Annotated in this window: 22 protein-coding genes; 11 read left to right on the top strand and 11 right to left on the bottom strand. The window is 43.3% G+C overall.

Annotation, left to right across the window (positions count from 1 at the left end; all coding sequences use genetic code 11):
- The first annotated feature begins 88 nt into the window (after nucleotides 1-88).
- Nucleotides 89-1,444 (top strand): sodium-dependent transporter, encoded by a 1,356-nt coding sequence (locus BSI_RS08170; RefSeq protein ID WP_003239562.1) that lies wholly within the window; start codon nucleotides 89-91, stop codon nucleotides 1,442-1,444.
- A 32-nt stretch (nucleotides 1,445-1,476) separates the two neighbouring features.
- Here the strand turns inward: BSI_RS08170 and pdxR (BSI_RS08175) are convergent, their stop codons facing one another.
- Nucleotides 1,477-2,886 carry a MocR-like pyridoxine biosynthesis transcription factor PdxR gene (gene pdxR / locus BSI_RS08175; protein WP_003239561.1) on the bottom strand — a complete coding sequence of 470 codons (1,410 nt, stop codon included), beginning with the start codon at nucleotides 2,884-2,886 and terminating at the stop codon, nucleotides 1,477-1,479.
- A 109-nt stretch (nucleotides 2,887-2,995) separates the two neighbouring features.
- Between pdxR (BSI_RS08175) and BSI_RS08180 the strand changes: the two genes are divergently transcribed.
- Nucleotides 2,996-3,424, top strand: a complete 429-nt coding sequence (locus tag BSI_RS08180; protein WP_032732158.1) for a GNAT family N-acetyltransferase — start codon at nucleotides 2,996-2,998, stop codon at nucleotides 3,422-3,424.
- 32 nt (nucleotides 3,425-3,456) lie between these two features.
- Here BSI_RS08180 and BSI_RS08185 read toward each other — a convergent pair whose 3' ends face one another.
- From BSI_RS08185 to sigM, 3 genes are read right to left on the bottom strand one after another with little or no spacing between them, the layout of a single operon-like run.
- Complete coding sequence (locus BSI_RS08185; RefSeq protein WP_003239559.1) at nucleotides 3,457-3,747, bottom strand: hypothetical protein; 291 nt, start codon at nucleotides 3,745-3,747, stop codon at nucleotides 3,457-3,459.
- Entirely contained in the window at nucleotides 3,735-4,811 is a 1,077-nt protein-coding gene (locus tag BSI_RS08190) for an anti-sigma factor (protein WP_080010757.1), read from the bottom strand. The genes BSI_RS08185 and BSI_RS08190 overlap by 13 nt, the downstream gene beginning before the upstream one ends.
- Nucleotides 4,801-5,292 carry an RNA polymerase sigma factor SigM gene (gene sigM, locus BSI_RS08195; protein WP_003224177.1) on the bottom strand — a complete coding sequence of 164 codons (492 nt, stop codon included), beginning with the start codon at nucleotides 5,290-5,292 and terminating at the stop codon, nucleotides 4,801-4,803. The genes BSI_RS08190 and sigM overlap by 11 nt, the downstream gene beginning before the upstream one ends.
- Nucleotides 5,293-5,488: 196 nt before the next feature.
- Between sigM and akrN the strand changes: the two genes are divergently transcribed.
- The 3 genes from akrN (at nucleotide 5,489) to BSI_RS08210 (ending at nucleotide 8,447) form a co-directional block, all read left to right on the top strand.
- The gene (gene akrN / locus BSI_RS08200) at nucleotides 5,489-6,484 is read left to right on the top strand and encodes an aldo/keto reductase AkrN (RefSeq protein ID WP_003239557.1); all 996 of its coding nucleotides are present in this window, start codon (nucleotides 5,489-5,491) and stop codon (nucleotides 6,482-6,484) included.
- A 134-nt stretch (nucleotides 6,485-6,618) separates the two neighbouring features.
- Nucleotides 6,619-7,218, top strand: a complete 600-nt coding sequence (locus BSI_RS08205; protein ID WP_003239555.1) for a 1-acylglycerol-3-phosphate O-acyltransferase — start codon at nucleotides 6,619-6,621, stop codon at nucleotides 7,216-7,218.
- 101 nt (nucleotides 7,219-7,319) lie between these two features.
- Nucleotides 7,320-8,447, top strand: a complete 1,128-nt coding sequence (locus BSI_RS08210) for an NAD(P)/FAD-dependent oxidoreductase (protein ID WP_003239554.1) — start codon at nucleotides 7,320-7,322, stop codon at nucleotides 8,445-8,447.
- Between the two features lie 21 nt (nucleotides 8,448-8,468).
- Here the strand turns inward: BSI_RS08210 and BSI_RS08215 are convergent, their stop codons facing one another.
- From BSI_RS08215 to cueR, 3 genes are all read right to left on the bottom strand, one after another.
- Entirely contained in the window at nucleotides 8,469-9,368 is a 900-nt protein-coding gene (locus BSI_RS08215; RefSeq protein WP_003239553.1) for an NAD-dependent epimerase/dehydratase family protein, read from the bottom strand.
- Between the two features lie 160 nt (nucleotides 9,369-9,528).
- Complete coding sequence (locus tag BSI_RS08220) at nucleotides 9,529-10,863, bottom strand: hemolysin family protein (protein ID WP_003239552.1); 1,335 nt, start codon at nucleotides 10,861-10,863, stop codon at nucleotides 9,529-9,531.
- 60 nt (nucleotides 10,864-10,923) lie between these two features.
- Nucleotides 10,924-11,355 (bottom strand): Cu(I)-responsive transcriptional regulator, encoded by a 432-nt coding sequence (gene cueR, locus BSI_RS08225; protein WP_003239551.1) that lies wholly within the window; start codon nucleotides 11,353-11,355, stop codon nucleotides 10,924-10,926.
- 945 nt (nucleotides 11,356-12,300) lie between these two features.
- Here cueR and fabD point away from each other — a divergent pair.
- Both fabD and BSI_RS08235 read left to right on the top strand, forming a co-directional pair.
- Nucleotides 12,301-14,535, top strand: a complete 2,235-nt coding sequence (gene fabD, locus BSI_RS08230) for an ACP S-malonyltransferase (protein WP_003239550.1) — start codon at nucleotides 12,301-12,303, stop codon at nucleotides 14,533-14,535.
- A 36-nt stretch (nucleotides 14,536-14,571) separates the two neighbouring features.
- Nucleotides 14,572-15,753, top strand: coding sequence for a pyridoxal phosphate-dependent aminotransferase (locus BSI_RS08235; RefSeq protein WP_003239549.1), 1,182 nt, complete (start codon nucleotides 14,572-14,574; stop codon nucleotides 15,751-15,753).
- Between the two features lie 152 nt (nucleotides 15,754-15,905).
- Here BSI_RS08235 and pdxR (BSI_RS08240) read toward each other — a convergent pair whose 3' ends face one another.
- On the bottom strand, nucleotides 15,906-17,324 hold the full coding sequence (gene pdxR, locus BSI_RS08240) for a MocR-like pyridoxine biosynthesis transcription factor PdxR (protein ID WP_003239548.1): 1,419 nt from the start codon (nucleotides 17,322-17,324) through the stop codon (nucleotides 15,906-15,908).
- Between the two features lie 971 nt (nucleotides 17,325-18,295).
- On the opposite strand from pdxR (BSI_RS08240), the gene loaP reads away from it, so the two are divergent.
- Together loaP and BSI_RS08250 are read left to right on the top strand one after the other, a co-directional pair.
- Nucleotides 18,296-18,838, top strand: a complete 543-nt coding sequence (loaP, locus tag BSI_RS08245; RefSeq protein WP_003239543.1) for an antiterminator LoaP — start codon at nucleotides 18,296-18,298, stop codon at nucleotides 18,836-18,838.
- Between the two features lie 196 nt (nucleotides 18,839-19,034).
- Nucleotides 19,035-20,420, top strand: coding sequence for a hemolysin family protein (locus BSI_RS08250; RefSeq protein WP_003239542.1), 1,386 nt, complete (start codon nucleotides 19,035-19,037; stop codon nucleotides 20,418-20,420).
- A gap of 13 nt (nucleotides 20,421-20,433) precedes the next feature.
- Here the strand turns inward: BSI_RS08250 and crcB are convergent, their stop codons facing one another.
- Genes crcB through BSI_RS08265 form a run of 3 tightly spaced genes read right to left on the bottom strand, consistent with a single transcriptional unit; the run spans nucleotide 20,434 to nucleotide 21,900 of the window.
- Nucleotides 20,434-20,790: a fluoride efflux transporter CrcB gene (crcB, locus tag BSI_RS08255; RefSeq protein ID WP_003239541.1), complete on the bottom strand. Its 357-nt coding sequence runs from the start codon at nucleotides 20,788-20,790 to the stop codon at nucleotides 20,434-20,436.
- Entirely contained in the window at nucleotides 20,787-21,182 is a 396-nt protein-coding gene (locus BSI_RS08260; RefSeq protein WP_003239540.1) for a fluoride efflux transporter FluC, read from the bottom strand. Before BSI_RS08260 ends, crcB begins: the two co-directional genes overlap by 4 nt.
- On the bottom strand, nucleotides 21,169-21,900 hold the full coding sequence (locus BSI_RS08265) for a glycerophosphodiester phosphodiesterase (RefSeq protein WP_003239538.1): 732 nt from the start codon (nucleotides 21,898-21,900) through the stop codon (nucleotides 21,169-21,171). Before BSI_RS08265 ends, BSI_RS08260 begins: the two co-directional genes overlap by 14 nt.
- A gap of 233 nt (nucleotides 21,901-22,133) precedes the next feature.
- Here BSI_RS08265 and BSI_RS0121300 point away from each other — a divergent pair, with 233 nt between their 5' ends.
- Both BSI_RS0121300 and mscY read left to right on the top strand, forming a co-directional pair.
- A complete protein-coding gene (locus BSI_RS0121300; RefSeq protein ID WP_003224203.1) occupies nucleotides 22,134-22,241 on the top strand; it encodes a YhdX family protein in 108 nt (35 codons plus the stop codon).
- A gap of 150 nt (nucleotides 22,242-22,391) precedes the next feature.
- Complete coding sequence (gene mscY, locus BSI_RS08270) at nucleotides 22,392-23,507, top strand: small-conductance mechanosensitive channel protein MscY (protein WP_003239536.1); 1,116 nt, start codon at nucleotides 22,392-22,394, stop codon at nucleotides 23,505-23,507.
- The last annotated feature ends 3 nt before the right edge of the window (nucleotides 23,508-23,510 follow it).

Here is a 23,510-nt window from a genome sequence, read left to right as displayed (position 1 = left end):
GCTCTCTCTTTTATGTTCTTGGCAAATGAATCTATAGAAATGAAGACAAAAATAAGAGATAATATAGGCTGGAAAGGAAGTGACTTTATTGTCTGAGCAAAAACCAGTCCAATGGGCTTCGAAAATCGGTTTCGTCATGGCAGCCGCCGGCTCGGCTATCGGCTTAGGCGCGATATGGAAGTTCCCTTATGTAGCGGGGACCAATGGAGGAGGCGCCTTTTTTCTTATCTTTGTGTTATTTACCATTCTCTTGGGCTATCCGCTTTTAGTGGGAGAATTTATTTTTGGAAGACGGAACCAGACGAATGCCATTGATGCATATAAAAAAGAAGCGCCGAGAACAGCTTGGTTTCTTACAGGATGGATCGGCGTAGCCGCATGTTTCTTAGTGCTGTCGTTTTACAGTGTAATCGGAGGGTGGATTTTGCTATATATAGTGAAAACAGCGTCAGGTTCACTGTCAGGGCTTACCCAAGCACAGTATGGCGCTCTTTTTGCTTCTATTATTCAAAATCCTGTGCAGACACTCGCGGCTCAGCTTGTTTTTATGGTGCTGACTGTTATAGTAGTCGCCAGAGGTGTTCAAAAAGGGATTGAACGAGTCAGCGCAGTGATGATGCCGATTTTGTTTTTACTGTTTATTCTGCTCGTTCTTCGGTCTCTCACACTTAATGGTGCGATGGAAGGCGTAAAATTTTTGCTTGTGCCTCATTTCGGCGATCTGACTCCGGAATCCATATTATTCGCGCTGGGACAAGCCTTCTTTACGTTAACACTGGGGGTTTCGGTGATGGTGACTTACAGCTCCTACTTGCCGAAAACACAAAACGTCCCACGCTCGGCAGCCTCCATTGTCGTGATGAATATCATTGTGACTCTCTTGGCGGGCTTGGCCATTTTTCCGGCGGTTTTCTCATTCGGTTTTCAGCCAAATGAAGGTCCGACATTGCTGTTTACAGTGCTTCCGGCTGTTTTTGAACAGCTTCCGTTCGGCACCTTGTTTTTTATCGGTTTTCTCGTTGCGTTTTTATTTGCAGCCTTAACCTCCGCTTTTTCGATGGTTGAAATTATTGTGGCTACGATCGGAAAAGGGGACGAAAAGAAGAGAATAAAACTGTCATGGACGAGCGGGCTTTTGATCTTCTTGGTCGGAATCCCTTGTTGCTTGTCTTATGGTGTATTGAGCGATGTACACATGTTTGGTAAAACGTTTTTTGATATTGCCGATTTTACCGTCAGCAATGTTTTGATGCCATTAGGCGCTCTATTAATTTCTCTATTTATACCGCTGAAAATTCCGAAACAAGAGCTCTTGGCAGAAATGAGAAACGGATCAAATGCAAGTAAAGCATTCTTTTATACATGGTTTTATTTGCTTCGTTTTATCGTGCCGCTGGCAATTATTATTGTATTCTTAAATTTAATCGGTATTTTATCATTTTAAACAACAGGCTCCGTTCCCGGAGCCTGTTTTGTTTAACAAGACGAGATCAGCGGAGTCCACGCCGTTTTCAGTTTTTGGATACCGAGCCTAATGTCCTCTTCTGACAATCCGCCATAACCGATTAAAACAGAAACAAATGGCGGCTGCCCTTTATAAGAGGGAGATACGGGATAGATGATTACGTCATTGTCGGCGGCTGCTTTAATTGCTTCTTCCTCACTTGCTGGAAACAAAAGCCGCAGCACGATATGAAGCCCGGAGTTTTTTCCGAGAACTTCAACGCTGTTTCCTAATTCAGACCGTATGGCCTCTAACAGGACAGCGTGTTTTTTTCGGTATAAGGCTCTCATTCTGTTTACATGTTTTTGCCACTCTCCGCTTTCGATGAAGTCCGCCAGTGCCATTTGCGAGTGGGAAGAGACCGTTTGCTTCATTAAATGAGCGTTTTTTCCGACCGATTCCATCAGCGCGGGAGGCAAAATCATGAAGCTGAGCCGCAAGGTAGGCAGCAGTGATTTTGAAAAAGTGCCGAGATAGATGACTCTGCCATTCGGATCAAGCCCTTGCAAAGACGGAATGGGCTGGCCGCTGTAGCGAAATTCTCCATCGTAATCATCCTCGATAATGAACGAGTGTGCTTCTTTTGCCCATGCCAGAAGCTCCTGTCTGCGGGCTATCGTCATAATGGTCCCTAGTGGAAACTGATGCGAAGGAGTTGTATACACGAGGTGCGGATTCCGCCGTTTAAGCTCACCCGGCAGGACGCCTTCTTCATTAGAACAAATAGGAATGACATTCATGTGATTTGCTTCAAACATCCTTCTTGAACGGTGAAATCCCGGTTCTTCAAAACCGATTTTTGTTCCGCGCCCAAGCGTAAGACAAAGAATTTGCAGAAGTACGGTGGTTCCTGCGCCGATGATGATCTGGCCGGGCTCGCAATTTACTCCCCGAGACAGCTTGACAAAATGGGCAATCATCTGCCTGAGTTCAGGTTCTCCTAGAGGATCGCCAGAGGTGTGGAACGATCCGGAATAGCGGTCCAGACTTTTTACTATGCTTTTTCTCCATGCGTTAAAGGGGAAGTGTACCGGATCAACATTGCCTTGATGAAAGTCAATAGCAGGTGCGTTTTCTTCATGTATGACCGGTTGCGTAGACTGCTGAAAATGTACAGGAGCCACTGGGAAGTCTGCTTCTACTCCCGCCGCGAACCAGCCGACTTTTGGCTTGCTTTTGACATAGCCCTCAGCAGTTAATTGCTCGTAAGCACGTTCGATTGTTGCCGTACTGACACCGAGCGAGCCGGAGAGCATGCGTTTTGACGGAAGCTTTGTTCCATTCGTTATTCTCGCATGTGAAATTTCTTGTTTAAAAAAGGTATAAAGCTGCTCATACAGCGGTGTTTTGCTTTTTTTATCAAGAAACGGCGTGATATCCATCGTATATCTCCTTTATATCTGGCCTGGTCATTTTTTCTGATATTGGCTATTTGGCAAATGCCATTTATTAGCTATGATCATTGTAACGAAAGGAAAGGGGATTGAGAAGATGATACATATGAAACAACTAACCACGAAAGAAGAATGGGCCGAGTCGTTTCCGGTAATGAGTGAATTGAGAACAGAATTGGATGAAGAGACGTATTTACAAAGGCTTGAAGCCTGTGTGCGGAAAGAATCGTATATGCTGTTTGCCTTATATGAGGATACAGCAATCAGGGCGCTGTGCGGCGCGCTGCCGAGGGTTTCCATTCATAAAGGAGAGCACTTATGGATTGCGGATCTTGTGACAACCGCGCCTTGCCGATCAAAGGGATACGGCAAAATGCTTTTGGATTATGCCGCAGACTGGGCGAAAAAAGCCGGATTTGGCTCTGTCAGTCTTTCATCTGGCCTTCAGCGCAAAGACGCACACCGATTTTATACAGACAAAATGGGTTTTACTATAGAAAGCTACTTGTTTCGAAAGCCAGTGTAATGAAAAAAGACGCCTCTTCAGGCGTCTTTCTTTTAAAAGCCAAACTGTAAATTGGTATCAACAGATACAATGGTATACACACAAATAATTACAAAGAGATTAAGGACGACGCCGAGCAGGCCGGGGCCTGTGCGCCCTCTCTTGATGAAGAGCTCAATAATGCCAAACGGAACGGCAGCCATGGCGAACGGAAGCATTTGATAGGAATAAATTGTGACGTTGCTGATAATCGCCAAATTCAGCAAGAGCAGGGACAGAATCGCTGTCCCGACTGAAATCCAGCCGAATACATTGTGCTCTTTAAAAATTCTTACCAGTTCCATAATTCCACCTCGCCGACATTCGCTGATTTTACAGATTTGTTTTTCAGCATGCGTTGAATTTCCTTGGTTGGTCCTGTAACGACCGAACCGTATACATTGACACCGTTTTTCTCTACATAATCCAATCGGTTATCCACTTTCAGGTCTTTTCGTTTTGAAATGACCTGTGCCCATTTTTCATGCTTGGACATGAATGTCAGGGCGTTGATAAACTGATCGCCATTTGATTTGCCTTTTGAATTAAGCGCAGCCAAGAACTTTGAATCCTTTCCAGGATAGCCAAGCGGCTCTGCGTATACTGTATCATTTGTGTTTTTCTCTGTTTCGATTGCATTCCATAAAAAGCTCACATCATAGCCTTTGAACTTGTTATACACTTCTTTTGTCGGGTATGCACGGTCATATGAAAGGTAGACCTCGGATACAGTTCCTTCAGGCAATGTCTTTAACGTTTTTTCTGCTTTTGCGGTTGTTTGTTCTGATGCACTTGATGGGTGTGTAAAGTAATGGCCGGTTTTATGCACTTCTAGGTCATAGTAGTTAACGGCCGGCGCTTTCACTTTATTATAAAACATTTCAACCCGTTCATTCCCTACTGCGACCGTCTTCGTACCGATCTGCTTTTGCAGCGGGAATTCCGTATTCATGCCAAACAGCTTCACTTGGCTTTTCAGTCCGGATGTATCGACAAGAACATTCGGCATGGTTAGGGCTACAGTGACTGCGGCGGTTTCCATAAACTCATTGCCGGTGCTGTGTTTTCCTCCCATTCCGTAATAGAGGTAGCTTCCCAGCGTACAAAGCGGCAAAATCATCAATGTCGAAATGACGGCAAGCACAGAAATTCGCAAATAAGACTTGCGTTTGCCGTAGGCTAAAATCGCTTTTTGTTTTTCAGGACTGATGCTGACATCCCAATCGTTATCGTCCTGCAGCTCGCTGTCAATCAATTCCTGATACACTTCGAGCTTCTCAAGTTCTTCCTCAAATGCGGTCATTTCCTGGTCGCTCATTTCCCCGTTTTTATATTGATCAAAACGCTTTTTAAATTCTTCATTCATCATTAACACCTCTATTATAAAGTGCTTTCAGCCGCTGTCTGGCACGAAATAAAACACTTTTAAAATTCGCCTCTGAAATATTCATAATATGGGATGCTTCTTTGTAATTTAACTCTTTTAAATAATATAGCGTTAAGGCCTCCCGATAATTATCGGGGAGCTCGGACATATAACCAGTCAGCACTTCCTTTATCTCTACCTGGTGGGCAGGGCTCTGAACAGCATTTTGAAAGAGGCTTCCGATCAAGTCATCAGAAATGGTTACTTCTTTCTTATGCTTTCTGACGTAATCAATGAAGGCGTTTCGCGCCACTTGAAAAAGCCAGGGCTTTACTTTGCTGTGATCATAGGAGTGAATGTGTATGTATGCCCGCATAAAGGTTTCCTGCAGCAAGTCTTCGGCAAGATGCTTGTCTTTTGTCATGGAGAGCAGGAACCTGTAAACATCATTCATGTACATTTGGTAAATTTCATCGATCGTCACTGCCTTTTCTCCCCTCTATCTTATACACGTATAAGAAAGGTTTAAAGTTGCACATTACGTGCAAACGGCTTTTTTATACCTAATCAAACACCATTTATATATAGTAACCAAAAATGGCCGCAAAAGATAGTACCGAGAAATGTTTAACATTTTTGCCAGCGGGGAAAAGATAGTGAAAAAGTGAAGGAGTGGCACAATGGAATATACCAGTATAGCAGACACAGGAATCAAAGCCTCCAGAATCGGCCTCGGCACATGGGCGATTGGCGGAACCATGTGGGGAGGCACGGACGAAAAAACATCAATCAAAACAATCCGCGCCGCTCTTGAACAGGGGATCACACTGATTGACACCGCGCCGGCTTACGGCTTCGGGCAGTCCGAGGAAATCGTCGGGAAGGCGATAAAGGAGTACGGCAAAAGAGATCAGGTGATTCTCGCAACAAAAACGGCTCTGGACTGGAAGAACAACCAGCTGTTCCGACATGCGAACAGAGCGAGAATCATAGAGGAAGTCGAGAATTCTTTGAAACGGCTTCAAACGGATTATATTGATCTTTATCAGGTGCATTGGCCTGATCCGCTTGTGCCAATTGAAGAAACGGCTGAAGTCATGAAGGAATTATATGACGCCGGGAAAATCCGGGCGATTGGCGTCAGCAATTTTTCAGTTGAGCAAATGGATACATTTCGCGCCGCTGCACCGCTTCATACGATTCAGCCGCCATATAATCTGTTTGAAAGAGAAATTGAAGAGAATGTACTACCGTATGCGGAAGACAAACAGATCACAACATTATTATACGGCAGTTTATGCAGAGGGCTGTTAACAGGCAAAATGACCGAAGAGTATACATTTGAGGGCGACGATCTGCGAAATCACGATCCGAAATTCCAGAAGCCCCGCTTTAAAGAATATCTTTCTGCTGTCCATCAATTGGACGAGCTGGCGAAGGCACGTTATGGAAAATCAGTGATTCACTTGGCCGTCAGATGGATCTTAGACCAGCCGGGGGCGGATATCGCTCTTTGGGGGGCAAGAAAGCCTGAGCAGGTTGAGGCGATATCTGAGATTACAGGCTGGACGCTGAGCAGTGAAGATCAAAAAGACATCAATACCATATTGGAAAATACGATATCAGACCCGGTCGGGCCAGAGTTTATGGCACCTCCGACCAGGGAGGAAATATAACAAAAGCTGAGGGCGAATCCTCAGCTTTTTCGCGTTTTAACCTGAGAAATCATAAAAATTAGTACCAGGTAATAAAAAATGTTGTTATAATAAGTAACAGAAAGAATCATTGATTACGACAAAGGAAGTGCGATATGTATAAGTTTTGTGCAAATGCTTTAAAAGTTATTCTTTCTCTTCGCGGAGGAGTGAAGGTGTATAACAAAGAAAACCTTCCGGCCGATTCAGGTTTTGTCATCGCGTGTACACACTCTGGCTGGGTTGATGTGATCACACTCGGAGTCGGGATTCTTCCTTATCAAATACACTACATGGCGAAAAAAGAGCTGTTTCAAAATAGATGGATCGGTTCGTTTCTGAAGAAAATTCATGCCTTTCCGGTAGATCGGGAAAATCCCGGGCCAAGCAGTATTAAAACACCGATTAAGCTGCTGAAAGAAGGAGAGATCGTCGGTATCTTCCCAAGCGGAACAAGAACCTCTGAGGACGTGCCTTTGAAAAGAGGTGCGGTAACGATTGCGCAAATGGGGAAAGCGCCGCTCGTTCCCGCTGCTTATAAAGGACCTTCGAGCGGAAAGGAATTGTTCAAAAAAGGTAAAATGAAGCTTATTATCGGTGAACCTCTTCAACAGGCTGATTTTGCCCACCTGCCGTCAAAGGAAAGACTCGCAGCAATGACAGAGGCTTTGAATAACAGTATTAAAGAGCTTGAAATGAAGCTGGAGCAGTTATAAACCATCATTACTTGCACGCACTGGTTTCCCGATTGTTTATAAGTTCCTCGGCAATTAGCTATACTAATTGAGGAATTGATTATTGGGAAAGGTTACGGAAAATGAAAAAAATCATTGTAGTAGGGGCTGGGATTTTAGGAGCGTCAACAGCATATCAGTTAGCTAAAATGGGGGCTGAGGTTCTTGTTATAGATCGGAAAGATAAGGGACAGGCCACCCATGCGGCGAAAGGCATTATTTGTCCATGGCTGTCACCCAGGAAAAATCAGGCGTGGTACAGGATGGCGAAGGCAGGAGCGCACTTTTACCCCTGTTTCATAGAGGAGCTTAGAAAAGAAGGCGAGAAAGAAACGGGTTATGCTCCTGTTGGTGCTCTTAGTGTACATCACGAGAAAGAAAAGATAGAGAAAATTCAAAAACGGGTGCAGGAACGTAAACTAGATGCCCCGGAAATCGGTGAGATTTCCTTTCTTTCTGAAATGAAAACCGCTGACATGTTTCCGATGCTGGCTAAACGGTACCATTCCATTCATATAAGCGGAGCAGCCCGAGTGGATGGTGAAGTGCTGAGAGATGCATTAGTTCGTTCTGCTCAAAGAATGGGAGCCGTTTTTTTAACAGGCGATGCCAAGCTTCAATATCATTCAAAACGAGTGACAGGCGTAACCGTCGGTGATGAAAGTTATGCTGCTGACGAGGTGATTGTTTGTGCCGGTGTATGGGCAGACCAATTGCTGGCACCTTTAGGCATTCACTTCAAAGTAAGCGTGCAAAAAGCGCAAATCATATATGTGCAGGTTCCGGCCGCAAACAATATGGAAAGCTGGCCTGCTGTGATGCCGCCTTCTAAGGAATATCTGTTAGCTTATGCTGACAAGAGAATGGCCATCGGAGCGACTCGTGAAGATAACATAGAAGGACATGATGTACGGATAACGGCCGGCGGGCTGCAGGAGTTGTTGAACAAGGGGTTAGAAATGGCTCCTGGTTTAGAAAACAGCACCTTTCAGGAGGCAAGAGTCGGTTTACGCCCTTTTACCCCAGGTGATGTGCCGGTGATCGGACGTCTTCCCGGCTGGGACGGGATAATAGCAGCAAATGGGCTTGGATCGTCAGGATTGACTATGGGGCCCTATATGGGGCAACAGCTGGCGAAGCTGGCTCTCAAAATGGATGTAGATATCAATTTAGAGGATTATGATATAAAAAAAGCAGCAGAAGTTCATTGAACATCTGCTGCTTTTTGGTGTTTATTTGTTTGACAATGACAGCTGATCCTCTGGCAGTGCTTTGAGTGAACCGTCATTATTTAACACATTACGCCATGTATAACGCGGTTCATAACCAAGGATCTTTTTCGCTTTATCAATTGCCATCAGCGTTTCATATCCTTTTATATCTCTTTTTAAAGAGACATCCGGGAAAAACCGCTTAACTAAGTCTTCGCTCGGTTCTTTCATGATGGTGTCCGGCGCAGTAATATGGAAGACATCGTTTCCGAGATTGTTTTTTTCGACTGCAAGAAGGCAAGCTTGTGCAGCATCTCTGACATCACAATAGGCCCATGCATTTTTCTTTTGTATATCTTTTTGCTGCTCGTTCCAGTGCATGCCAGGGATTTTTTCGTACTCATCAGGCTCGTATATATTCGCAAAACGGAGGGTGACGATTTGTGTATTGGTAAGCTTTGAATACATGTCTGAGAGGATTTCAGTCAGCCGTTTTGCCATGGCATAAGATGATTTTACGATCGTCGGGTGCTCCTCGTCTACAGGAAGGTAGCTGAGCTCTTTCGGGACAAACGGATATCCCAGCACCGTTTCACTTGAAGCCCATACCAGCTTAGGGATTTTAAAATCTTTACAGGCTTCCAGGACATTAAAATTGACGAGCATATTATTTTCAAATATCGCCTGGGAGGTATTCCTGACATCGGTCGGAATATTCCCAAGGTGGACCACAGCATCACAGCCCATAATAAGCTGACATACCTGGCCATAATCCCGCAAATCTGCTTGAATAAATTTTTTCGATGCTGATTCTTCTCTTAATAACCGATCTGACGCTGTTACATCATGGCCGGCCTCCAATATTGCTCTTACGGCCCACCGTCCTATTTTACCTGCTGCTCCAGTTACCACTACTTTCATGTTTTCACTCCTTTTTCTCGCTTTTAAATGAGATCCAGTCCCCTGATTAGAATTCCCGAGGATTACCGTTTTATTAGCAGCAGTTTTCATAGGAGAAGAATAGGAATGTTAAGACAAAACATAATAAAAAAGACACCTCAATAAAAGGTGCCTTTTTATATTACGCTTCTTTCGGTTCTCCAGCTTCGATCAGCTCTTCTGTCGCGAGCTTTTTCACTTCAATGTAAGCGACGTGGTGGCCGTCGATTTCGTTGATGATAAATTCGCAGCCTTCTTCGATGATAGAATCGTCTTTTTCAACATCGTATTTTTGGGTAAGGAACCATCCGCCGATTGTATCGACTTCTTCGTTCTCTAAATGAATGCCGAGGAGGTCGTTTACTTGGTCGATTAACACTTTTCCGTCAAGAATATAATGGCCTTCGCCGATTTTGCGAATTTCGTTAATTTCATCAATATCAAATTCATCGCGGATTTCGCCGACAATTTCTTCAATGATGTCTTCAACCGTTACGAGCCCGGCAGTCCCGCCATATTCATCAGACAGGATGGCCATGTGGACCCTTTCTTTTTGCATTTTGACAAGCAGATCTTGGATCGGCGCAGATTCAATGACATGAATGATCGGGTTGACGAATTGTGAAATCGTGGAATCAACTGATACCTCGCCGCTGATGCAGGCGGTCAGCACTTCTTTAATATTAATAACCCCGATAATATTATCCTTATCGCCCTCTTCCACAGGGTAGCGGGTATATTTTTCAATCTGAATGATGTCCATCATTTCAGAAATTCTTATATCATGCGGAAGGCTGACAATTTCGGTCCGCGGAATCATAATTTCCTTCGCGAGCCTGTCGTCAAATTCAAAGATTTTATTCACATATTTAAACTCTGACTGGTTAATTTCACCGCTTTTATAGCTTTCAGACAGAATGATGCGCAACTCTTCTTCAGAGTGAGCCAGTTCGTTTTCTGAAACGGTCTCCAGGCCAAATGCTTTTGTCAATAACCGTGCGGAATTGTTCAAAAGCCAAATGAATGGAAACATAATGCGGTAAAACCAAATCAGCGGTTTCGCAAACAGCATAGACACTGCTTCCGCCTTTTGGATAGCGACTGTCTTAGGTGCAAGTTCTCCTACAACAACGTGCAGGAACGTGATAATGGCATACGCAAAAATAAACGATATGACATGTGAAAGGGAACCTGGAACGTTCAATTGTACGAAAAGCGGATGAAGCATCCTTTCAATCGTTGATTCACCTAAAACCCCTAATCCAATGGAAGTCAATGTAATTCCGAGCTGACACGCAGATAAATATTCATCAAGATGCGTGGTCACTTTTTTTACGGCTATTGCTGCTTTATTTCCTTCCGCGATCAGCTGATCAATCCGTGAGCCTCTGATTCTGATAATGGCAAACTCAGATGCCACGAAAAATGCCGTCAGGGCGATTAAAACAGCGACAAAAATCAAATTCACTATGTCCAATTAGAACCTTCATCCTAGCAATGAGAATGAAGGTAACACCTCCTGTTAGATAAAATGGTTTTAACTTAACAGCAGCATAAATGATTGGAACACGGCGAGCTTTTCGGGCGGGAGCTTGCTTTTCAGCTTGTCACGCTCCTCGGGCTTCAGCCGTTCAAACCGATGCAAGATTCCGGAGATGTTTTGATTCATATGATCAATTTCTAATGCCAGATTTCCAATTTCATCATCAAGTTTAGCTGAAGAGGGAAACTGGTTCTCCAGTCGATCTTTAATATCGGACAGGGCCAATCGCTGCTTCTTGCAATCTACAATAAATATGAGTCGTTTTAGTGCGTTTTCATCGTAGTAACGGTAATTTGAACAGGATCTGGCCGGCGTAAGCAGACCGAGATTCGTATAATAATCAACTGTTCGTTTCGTTACTCCGGCAAGTGCCGCTAGTTCACTGATACGATATGTCTCAGCCCCATCTATATCCCTCCCAACCATCACGTTATAGTTATGAGAATAGTTTAATATATGAACGGTGTCTTGCACAAGTTTATTGTTTTTGATGAGTTCGCGAAGCTAATTTAGGCAAGAATATAAATTTAGTGTGTTTTTTGAAAATATCCTATAAAAGCATTGACTAAATGATACATATTTTGCATAATCAAGTGTGATACAGAACGAAATCGAAAAAGAAATAAGGGAAGCCATTCGCTGTTGCGGCACGATGGTGGAACATAGGGAACATAAGCAGAGATCAAGGGAAATGGAAACAATCTCACAAGATTTCACCAGGTTAATATCCTGGCGTGCTAAGCATTGATCTTGCGAACTTTATGATATACAATTTTTTATAACTGTATATTTGATTATACTTGTTTTTATTTTTCTGAATATTAAGAATTTATTCTTTTACACATAAAGGAATAAATGCTGAATGACCGCACTGTATTTCTAATCAAGGCTCTCGTACTATCAGATGGATATAGATTTGCAATTCTGTTTACTGAGCTTGACGATAAGGATAGGAGAGAGTTCATATGAGAGCAGATATAAAGAGGAATTCTTCATTAAAGCCTCCAAAAGCATAATCGAGAAGAGAGTTCAGCGATGGTGCGGCTTGGAATTTGCTGTTTTGGCGGTTTGGCAGCCCTTTGCAAATGCTTCTTTAGTAATTCTCTTGGAAATGTATTGCAGGAATTAAGTTCGCCTTTTATCACGCTGTCTGTGCCAGCCTCATTATAACTAATCTAGCCTGACAGGCAGCCTCATGTCCGCTTCGCAGATGAAATCATTGACTGTCGGTGAGAGTAATTAATGGTTTACATATATGTATGTCGAAATTAATCTTTTATGGTCTTCGGATAATTTCGCCAAAAGAAATATTGGTCTTGCTCTGCTGTGAAATAATCAGACTTATTACAAAACAGAAAGGAAGACAAAAGATTGAAAGCATATGTTTTTCCGGGTCAAGGCTCTCAATATAAGGGAATGGGCAGCAACCTATTTGATGAGTTTTCAAACCTGACAAAACTAGCAGATGATATTTTGGGATATTCAATTAAGAATTTATGTTTACATGACGAAAACCAAAAACTAAAACAAACTGAATATACTCAGCCGGCCCTTTTTGTTGTGAATGCATTATGCTATTTAAACAAGGTCAATGAAACAGGAAAAATGCCTGATTTTGTGGCTGGACATAGCCTTGGCGAGTATAACGCTTTGTTTGCCGCAGGTGTATTTGATTTTGAAACTGGATTGCGGCTTGTCAAAAAAAGAGGAGAACTGATGGGCAAGGCCGTTAACGGAGGTATGGCTGCAGTCATCGGTTTTTCTGTCCAAAAGATTAAGCACCTATTAAAAGAAAATAGCCTGCCGGTTGATATTGCTAATGACAATTCACCGACACAAATTGTGATTTCTGGTTTGGAATCGGATATCCTGCAGGCGCAGCCTATTTTTGAAAAGGCAGGCGCAGCTGCTTTTATCCCGTTAAAGGTAAGCGGAGCATTTCATTCCCGTTATATGGCGGATGCGAAAAGAGAGTTTTCCGACTTTCTAGAAGGCATACAACTAAAGACTCCAAAAATTCCTGTTATTTCAAATGTTGAAGGAATGCCTTATGTCCGAGATGACATTAAAAAGAATATTACCATGCAAATTACCCATCAAGTCAAATGGACAGACAGCATAAGGTACTTGTCTGCAATTGGGGTGCAGTCCATTGAGGAAGTGGGTCCAGGTAATGTGCTCACGAAGCTGACGCAAAAAATTCAAAAAGAAGCAGAGCCCCTTCAGCTGAATCATAGGAAAGAACAGTCTGTGCCCGTCACAAAGATTACACCGAAGGCTCTTGGCAGCAATGCATTTAAAGAAGAATACGGCTTACAATATGCATATGTGACAGGTTCTATGTATAAAGGGATTGCGTCGGAACAAATGGTGGTACAAGTCGGAAAAGCGGGGATGCTTGGGTTTTATGGAACGGGAGGCATGAAAATTGAATCAATTGAACGAGCAATTCAATGTATCCAACGTGAAATGACAAATGCTGAATCTTTCGGCATGAACTTACTGTGCAGTCCGGACAAGCCTTATATAGAGGAAGAAAGGATAAAATTGTATTTGCAGTATGGGATAAACATTATTGAAGCAGCCGCCTATATCAGCTTAACAGCTCCGCTCGTGATGTATAGGGCTCGGGGTGTCAAACGAAATCAGAATGGAAAGGTTGAAGCGAAAAACCGGATTTTTGCGAAGGTCTCTCGGCCTGAGGTGGCAGAAGTTTTCCTGCGACCTGCCCCGAATCATTTATTGGAGCAGTTAACTAGGGAGGGGAAAATCTCTCGGGAACAGGCCGAATTAATGAGAGAAATTCCGATGGCTGATAATATAACTGTCGAGGCTGATTCTGGCGGACATACGGACAATGGTTCTGCGTACGCTCTCATGCCAGCTATGATTAAGTTGCGGGATAAGATTCATGCTGAATACCGCTATCCCAAAAAAGTACGAATCGGCTCAGCGGGGGGGATTGGAACGCCAGAAGCGGCTGCTGCTGCATTTATGCTCGGCGCTGATTATATTGTGACAGGCTCCATTAACCAGTGTACTGTGGAAGCCGGGACAAGCGATGCCGTAAAGGATTTGCTTCAGCTCGCGAATGTACAAGATACCGATTATGCTCCAGCCGGAGATATGTTTGAAATCGGGGCCAAAGTCCAGGTACTCAAAAAAGGATTATTTTTTCCTGTCAGAGCTAATAAGCTTTATGACTTGTATCGGAATTATAAATCAATAGATGAAATAGATGAAAAAACGAGAAAAATGATAGAAGATAAATATTTTCACCGGACATTTAAAGAAGTTTATGGAGACATAAAAAAATATAGGTCTCCGCATGAGATAGAAAGAGCGGAACGTCAGCCAAAACACAAAATGGCACTTATCTTTAAATGGTATTTCGGAAACGCAACGCGGCTTGCACTAATTGGGGATGAAGAGCAAAAAGTAAACTATCAGATTCACTGTGGTCCTGCTCTCGGCGCTTTTAACCAATGGGTCAAAGGATCAGAACTGGAAAATTGGAGAAACCGCCACGTCCATAAAATTGGAAAAAAATTGATAACGGAAACTGCCGATTTATTGAATCAGCGTTATCTCGCGATGATCAATTAAAGATAGAATTTTAATTTTTAAGTGCGGAAGGGACAGATGAAATTGGCTGGGTTATCCCGGGAAGTTGAAGAAAACTTAAATAAAGGATCATGGATCCGCAAGCTGTTTGATGAAGGCGCAAGGCTGAAGAAAGAGTTCGGGGATAACCAGGTGTTTGATTTTTCAATCGGAAATCCGGTTGTTGAACCGCCTGAAGCTTTTAAGAGAGCATTAATAGAGGAAGCTGCCAAAGGCAATCACGGATACATACAAAATCAAGGGCTTCCGGCAGCAAGAGAAAAAGTCGCGCAATTTCTGGGGTCCCGTTTTAAAGCCGAGTTCTCGGCGGAGCGAGTCGTCATGACGGTAGGCGCAGGCGGCGCATTGAATGTCGCGTTAAAAAGTATCGTAAATCCGGGTGAAGAGGTTATTATTCTCGCACCTTATTTTGCCGAGTATAAATTGTATATTGAGAACTACGGGGGAAAAGCTGTCAGCTGCCCGTTGACGTCCCGGTTTGAGATTGATATTGAGGCGGTGAGACAATCGATTACCTCAAAGACGAAAGGGCTGATTCTCAATACACCTCATAACCCGACAGGCACTGTTCTCAGCCAGAAAAATATAGATGATTTAGGCGCTTTATTAAAAGAAATAGAAGAGAAGAGCGGACAGACGATTTATGTGCTGTTTGATGAACCGTACAGTCAATTAATCTATGATGAAGAGCTGGCAAATCCGTTTCAATCGTATCATCGTGTGATTTTGGCGAGCTCATTCAGTAAGGATCTCGGCATAGCCGGAGAGCGGCTCGGGTATATCGGATTAGACAGCAAGATGCCGGATGCCGCCCTTTTGATCAACGCTTTTGTGTTCTGTAATCGAACGCTTGGATTTGTGAATGCGCCTGTCATGATGCAGCGGGCTGTGGCAAGAATGGATGATTTAAGAGTCGACGCAAGCGCTTATAAAGAGCGCAGGGATTTAATGGTCGGCATTTTAAAAGAAGCCGGCTTTGAATTTGAAATGCCGAAGGGCGGCTTCTTTGTGTTTCCGAAATCGCCAATTGAAGATGAAGTCGCATTTTGCGTGCATGCTGCCCAAAAATACAAATTATTAATCGTGCCGAGCAGCGGCTTTGGAATGAAAGGGCACTTCCGTTTATCCTTCAGTGTGCCGATAGAACAGATTAAAAACTCACGGGATATCTTTATTGCCTTATATAAAGATTTTGTGTAAAGAGTGAAGCAAGTGGATGAACAATTAGCCTTAAAAGGAGCGCGATTGTCATATCTTTGTTTCCTCGATACAACCGGCTGATGAGATTTGAAGAAGATATCCAACACATGAATAAGCTAGCTAGAAAGCTAACAGTGCGTGCTGTTAGCTTTTTATATTTGTTTGATTCTCCAAGCCTTTGCCAGCTTTTTTATACCTTGCTTTATCGTTTCTTCAGATAATGCACCAAATCCTAGCAGAACGGCAGCGGATGATGCCGATGACGATTCCAGATGATAAATGGATGATGGGTACACGTTGATGCCCTCTTTTTTCGCGGCAAGAATCAATTCATTTTCAGTCATACCATTCTTTACTTTCAACAAAATATGTAAGCCTGACCCCTGCCCGGAAATGTCTGCTTGATCCTTAAAGAAATAATTTACCGCATCAACTAAAATATCATGTTTCTTTTGGTATAAATGTCGCATTTTCCGCATGTGCCTTGCAAAATCATTTGATTCCATAAACAATTGGAGTGTCTTTTGCAATATAGGGGACACAATCTGATTATAGCTGTGTGTCTGCTGCTGAAAGCGGTGAAACAAAGAGCGGGGTAGGATGAGATAACTGATTCTGAAAGAAGGTGACAAAATCCTCGAGAAAGTACCGATATAAATCACCCTATCATGCTTATCTAGACTTTGGAGCGCCGGGAGCGGACGTCCATTAAAACGGAATTCGCTGTCATAGTCATTTTCGATTATGTAAGCGTTTTTTTCATAAGCCCACTGCAGCAACTCCATTCGCTTTTTAATCGAAAACGTCATACCAAAAGGGAATTGATGAGAGGGGGTTACATAAACGGCTTGAGCCTGGCTATTATATAAATCTTCCATACTAATGCCATCAGACTCCAGGGTTATTGAGCGATAGCTGAAGGATGAGTATTGTTCGAATATTGCTTTTACTCCAATGTTCACAGCTTCTTCAGTACCTACTATTTTGACATCATCCTTCAGTAGATGAAACAAAAGCTGAAGTGAATGATAGGTTCCTGCACTGATTATAATTTGATCTGGTGAACAGCACACCCCCCGTACTTGATGCAAGTACGAAGCAACTTCCTTTCGTAAGCCATATTCACCCTGCAAGTCAGCGTTTTTTTGGAGCAGATGAAGATTTTCAGACGTTAAACATAAACTGCTCCATTTTTTCCATTTTTTAAAAGGGAAATGATAGAGATCGACATGGTCATAATGAAAGTCGAAACTCGCAATTTGATTTTTGGGGTTCTCTTCTTTGGGTTCTCTGGAAGCTTCAGTTTGCAAAACCGATATGGTTTCCGGTGAAACAGCGTAAAAACCGCTTCTAGGCTTGCTTCTGATGTATCCCTCTTCTAGCAATAGTTCATAGGCATCAGCGATAGGCGTTCTGCTGATTTTTAAATATACTGATAGATTTCTGATTGATGGAAGCCTTGTATCCTGTTTGATTCTCCCCGATACGATTTCCTCGCGTATGTATTGGTACAGTTGTATGTACAAAGGGATATTCGATTTTTCATTCAGTAGCGGCGTGAGTTCAATCACTGATAGTACTCCTTTATTAATAAACTGACATCCAAAAGTAAACAAAAACTGACCATTTAACATTTTCTGAAATTTTGATACGGTAATCATAACATTTCTTCAAACTTATGTATATAATTGCTAGATTTTAATAGTTAAGGATTGTAAGACATGCCTGTCACTTTGCCTCATATCAAACTGATGACCCGTATGTATCTGCATGCCAGCCCATAAAAGGTAGCAGAGCCATCAAGCTGAATCTGAGTGAAAATTCATATCCGCCTCCAGTTTTAGTCAGGGAAGTACTGAGAAGAAAACATGCGATTATATCCGACATCGAATGCTCCGACAGTGCTCCTGCAGCCATCCTCAGAAGCAGAAAGACTGGCCCGTATGTTCTCCGGACTCGTCTTCATAGATGAATTTTATAAGGATTTTGCAGTTTTAAATACATCAGAGATACCCTTGATTTAAGATATGACAATGCGATAGTGGTGTGAACAGTTCCAATACTTTTTCACTTTGTGGTGCCCGTGCTGGCCGCTGTTTTGCTGATAAAGAACTTATCCAGAAATTGATGAGGGTAATGATAATATACGTAAACTGGCTCCAGGCAAAAGCTGACGCTGGCAGCACTGTGTGATTAGGAGGATCTTAAAGCTTAGATCGAAGGATCAGAAGCACAAGCCGCCGCTTAACGGAAAAATAAAAAACATCGGCTTTGTGTTATACCATCGCAGACGAATTTTGTTTTATGCATTCTCCCTCCCCGATGGTATAAAGGCGGAACAATTGAATTAAGATCTGCTTGAAAACGAATCCATGTCCGGTACCTCAGTGAAAATTTGTTGAAAAACAAGGCTGCGCATCTAGATTGGGACAGAATAAATCCAGATGCTGTGCACAGTCGAGCAGCTGCTGTTTTGCCGATCAAAGAGATGGCGCCGACATTAAAATGAGATATTTCTATTTTACTTGGAGGATAATATCAAATGAACTGGTATGCAATCTTTGTTGAAAGCGGAAAAGAAGAAATTGTCCAAAAGTATTTGAGCATGTATTTTGATGCGGATACACTTTATTCAATGGTCCCGAGGAGGGTTGTGCCCGAACGAAGAAAAGGGAAAATTTATCATGTCATGAAAACATTATTTCCGGGCTACGTACTTATCAAAACAAGGATGAATGGCAACATGTTACATAAAATGCGTTCAATTCCTGACTTCTATCGATTCGTAAATAATGGCAGCTGTTACACTAAAGAAGCCGGGGAATATTATTGTCAAATAAGAGAAGAGGAAATGAGCGTTTTATTTAAATTGATAGAAAAAGGCGACATTATCAGCTATTCGAAGATTAAAATAGAGGAATCCAAAGTTTATGTGGTCTCAGGACCTCTTCACGGGCTGGAAGGCACCATTAAAAAAATTGATAAACGCAAAAAAAGAGCAAAAGTCCAGCTAAATTTGCTCGGTAAAGAACAAACGGTAGAACTCGGGATTGAACTGAGCGTTAATGATTCCGTCCGTTTCTAAAAGTCTAAAAATTAAAAATCATTTTTGGAATGAGTTGTGTTACAATAAAATATACAATTTATAATCAAACTTTGACTTGGAGGTGGTATGATGGGGCCCTCTGCTTAGGCAACAATACACCGCGTACCTCAATGTTAAGGAAAAATGATTATATCAGGAGGTGACTCCTTATCCTTTGATGAGAGGATAAGGTTAAATGGACGATATTGACAGTCTGATTTTAATTGGCGTGCTCATTGCTTTAACCGCGTTTTTCGTTGCAAGCGAGTTTGCGATTGTTAGAGTAAGGAGATCCAGAATTGATCAGCTTATAACGGAAGGAAACAAACGGGCGATACTCGCAAAGCGTGTCATTACAGATTTGGATGAATATTTATCCGCATCCCAGCTGGGCATTACATTGACATCAATCGGACTCGGCGTGCTGGGGGAGCCGGCATTTGAACGGCTGCTGCAACCATTGTTTGAACCGCTCGGCCTGCCGGAATCGGTTTCTCATGCAGTCTCTTTTGCAGTCGCGTACGCCTTGATCACGTTCCTGCACGTTGTTGTGGGTGAACTGGCCCCGAAAACGGTCGCGATTCAAAAGGCAGAACAGCTGACCTTGCTGATAGCTGGTCCATTGCGTTTATTCTATTTGCTCCTGTTTCCGTTTATTTGGATCCTCAATGGATCGGCGCGGCTTTTATGCGGCATGTTCGGTTTAAAGCCTGCGTCAGAACATGATGGTTCCCATTCTGAGGAAGAACTTAGAATGCTGTTGTCTGAGAGCTTAAAAAACGGAGAGATTAATCCGTCTGAATATAAATATGTGAATAAGATTTTTGAATTTGATAATCGGATCGCCAAAGAAATTATGATACCGCGGAAGGAAATGGCCGCTGTGTCAACAGAGATGACGATGGCTGAGATGCTTGAAGTCATGCTGAAGGAAAAATACACGCGCTGGCCTGTCACAGACGGGGACAAAGACAGTGTCATCGGTTTGGTCAATACGAAGCATTTGTTTTCTGATTTGCTGTTTATGACAGAAGAGGAACGAATGAAGATGACGATTCATCCGTATGTGCGGCCCGTAATCGAAGTGATTGAAACCATCCCGGTTCATGATTTGCTGATTAAAATGCAGCGCGAACGCATTCATATGGCCATATTGTCGGATGAATACGGAGGGACCTCGGGACTTGTGACGACTGAGGATATTCTTGAGGAAATTGTCGGCGAGATCAGGGATGAATTTGATGAAGATGAACAGCCGCTGATCCAAAAGCTTGGCGACCGCCATTATGTGATGGATGGAAAGGTTCGAATTGATCAGGTGAACAGCCTTCTTGGCGCATCGATTCAAGAAGACGTCGATACGATCGGCGGGCTGATATTGAAAGAAAACATCGATATTGAGGCTGGTGAATCCATCCGCATCGGTTCATATACGATAAAGGTGCTGAAGATGGAGGGCCGATTAATCAAGCAAATTGATATAAAAGAAGAGGCCGGCAGTACAATCGGGGTTACAGCGCACCATACGCTGCCGATGCCCGAGCCTGTAATGCTGAACAGTGCAACCTTGAGCGAGAAATAAGCTCAAGGTTTTTTTACGCTGCGATTGTCCAGCCGCACCAAAATGCCAAAAGCGACCCGCAAAGCGTCAGGGCGATGTACAGGATGCTTTCCATTACGCGTTTGGCCAGCAGGAGCTGAACACTTTCAACACTGAAAGTGGAAAAGGTCGTAAAGGCGCCAAAAAATCCCGTGCCGATGATGAGGGAGGCCGAAGCATTCGTAACGTGAAGCCCTGTAAACATGCCGAGCCCGAGAGCTCCGAAAATATTAACTGTTAATATGCCAATGGGCAGGCTGAGGCCTTTGGTTTTGGCGGTTATGACATTGCCAAGCCAGAAGCGCAGCATCGCACCAAGTCCGCCCGCTATGAAGATACCTGCTAGTGTCATCTTTCCTGCAGCCCCTTTCTTTGCTGAATGCCTGCAATGCGCCGTCCCGCCAGAACACCAATCAGCGCAAGAACGATTCCTGATATCAATGAGACTGCCATATACAAAACAGCCAGTGAGGATTGTGTTTGCAAAAGCATCACCGTTTCTTTAGAAAATGTGGACATTGTTGTAAAGCCGCCGCAAAAACCTGTGCCTAAAAAAGCCGACAGCAGAGGGCGTTTTGCCCTGACCATAAAAAAGCCGGTCAGAATGCCTAATAGAAGGCTGCCTGCCGCGTTTTCCAGCCAGGTTGCTGCCGGGAACGGACCGGTGTGCATCCACATGTTTAATCCGTATCGGAGGCAGGCGCCAAGCGCGCCTCCGATAAAAACCGCGCTATATATTTTCATGTTTGCCATCCTTTTTGATGAAATCCGGGTAGTCTGTTACGATGCCGTCCACGCCCATGGCTTGTAATTTTGCTGCTGCCTTTTGATTATTGACAGTCCATGCAAATACTTTTAAGCCGCTTTTATGGGCGGAAGCGATCATTAGCCGGTTGAGTCGTGTGTATTTTATATTGACATAGTTTGCGATAGATTGGCAGGCCTTCAGCTGATTTCTGGATAGCATGCCAAAATTGGGCCTTGTAATGACTGCTGTCGAAATCGATGGATAAAGCTCGCGGAACCGCTGGACGGAGCGGAACTGAAAGGATTGGACAATATTATTAATAGAAAAAGAAAATTGCCCTAACAGCTGTCCCACTTCTTCTTCAATTCCGACTTGAGATGAATGGCCTTTTAATTCAATTAAAAGGCCGATTTTTTTGTGGTAGTGCTTGAGCACCGCTTCCAAGGTTGGAATACGCTCTCCCTGAAAAGCGGGGCCGTACCAGCTTCCTGCATCGAGCTTTTGCAATTCCTCCAATGTAAAATCCTTAACAAAACCTGATCCGTTTGTTGTTCGGTCAACCCTGTCATCGTGTATCACGACAATCTGCCTGTCTTTAGTAAGCTGGACATCCAGTTCGATCATATCTGCATTCATTTTCACCGCAAGGTCAAAGGCGGCAATCGTATTTTCCGGAGCGTAGCCGGATGCTCCGCGATGGGCAATGGTGTACAAGCTCAGTCAGCTCCTCGTATGGGCATTTCTGTTATTGTATCAAATCCATATATGCGCGGCGATACAAACTGGTGAATTTTTTCTGCCAGATCGGAATCGTCCGGGCTGAGCGTTGCGTATAACTAAAAAAAGACACTCAGCGTATTAGAGCATATTTCGGCAGAAAATTAGGTCTTTCGACATGTTCACAACAAATTCTGATCCTTTATAATAGCAAAAAAGGAGGCGAGATCATGGGAAAAGGGAGAATTAGAGTGGAGGAAAGAATTAAAGCCGAAACGGATGCTGAAATGCAAAAAGCAACTCTCCTTGATCAGACACAAACGAAAAAAAGTAAGTGACTGTCCCTATTGAATCTGGCTGAAAAGATGAATTGAGAATTGGCCCCGGCGTTCCGCCGGGGTTTTGTGCTGCAAAGAGACATTTAGAAGAGCATCTTTACGAATCTTTTAGTATAATAAACATTCGATTGAGATAGAGGGGAGACTGTCATGCCAGATTATCTGCAGCAATATTTCACGCTTGATAAAATCATACAAATCGGCATCAGCTTGGCGATTTTGCTGGTGTTTCTTATACTTAGAAAACTGTTTACAAGATATTTCTTTAATCTGCTTTTTAATTTGACAAACCGGCCGAAAACAGAAATTTTCAAACAGGTGGTACTTGCGTTTGACAAGCCGGCCAGATGGTTTTTTGTTGCCTTGGGGCTGTTTTTAGCGATCCGCTATTCACCGTTTTTAGACGAGCAAATGCCGGTCATCAGCAAAATATACCGTTCACTGATTGTGGCGCTCTTGTGCTGGGGGCTTTGTAATTTAACCGCAACGTCTTCGTTTATCTTCCATAAGGTGAATCAGCGCTTCGAGCTGGACATGGATGATATTCTGGCGCCGTTTTTATCCAAATTGCTCCGTTTTGTCATTATTGCGCTCAGTGTCAGTGTGATCGCTCAGGAATTCAATTATGATGTCAACGGATTTGTAGCGGGCCTTGGTCTTGGCGGGCTGGCTTTTGCGCTTGCCGCGAAGGATACCATCAGCAACTTCTTCGGCGGGATCATTATTATTACTGAGAAGCCGTTTACTATCGGTGACTGGGTGGAGACGTCGACGGTAACCGGATCAGTAGAGGATATTACCTTCAGGAGCACGAGATTCAGAACAGCACAGGGGGCGCTTGTAACGGTGCCGAATTCTACGCTGTCGATGGAAGCGATCACGAACTGGACAAGAATGACCAAACGCCAGATTACGTTTTCCATTCATGTGTCCTACGCTACGCCGATCGAGAACCTTGAACGCTCTATTCGTTCTCTCAGAACAATGCTCTTGGAGCATGAGGGCGTTGATAATGAAACGATCATGGTCAATTTTGATACGTTTGCCGACAGCTATTACAATTTATTTTTCAACTTCTATACAAAAACAACGGTTTGGGCTGAAAACCTCGATATTAGAGAGGACATCAACTATAAAATCATTGAAATCCTTGGCGCAGAAGGTGTCGAGTTTGCATATCCCGGCCAAATGGTTGTTGTAAAGCAAAAGCACCAAAACGATCCGTTCCAAGTGAATCTAAATAAAGAGGAAAAGGAACGGGCTTAAAAA

The sequence above is a fragment of the Bacillus inaquosorum KCTC 13429 genome, from assembly GCF_000332645.1.
Classification (GTDB): Bacteria; Bacillota; Bacilli; order Bacillales; family Bacillaceae; genus Bacillus; species Bacillus inaquosorum.
The sequence above is the reverse complement of the archived record's forward strand: the minus strand, read 5'-3'. Positions and strand labels throughout refer to the sequence as shown.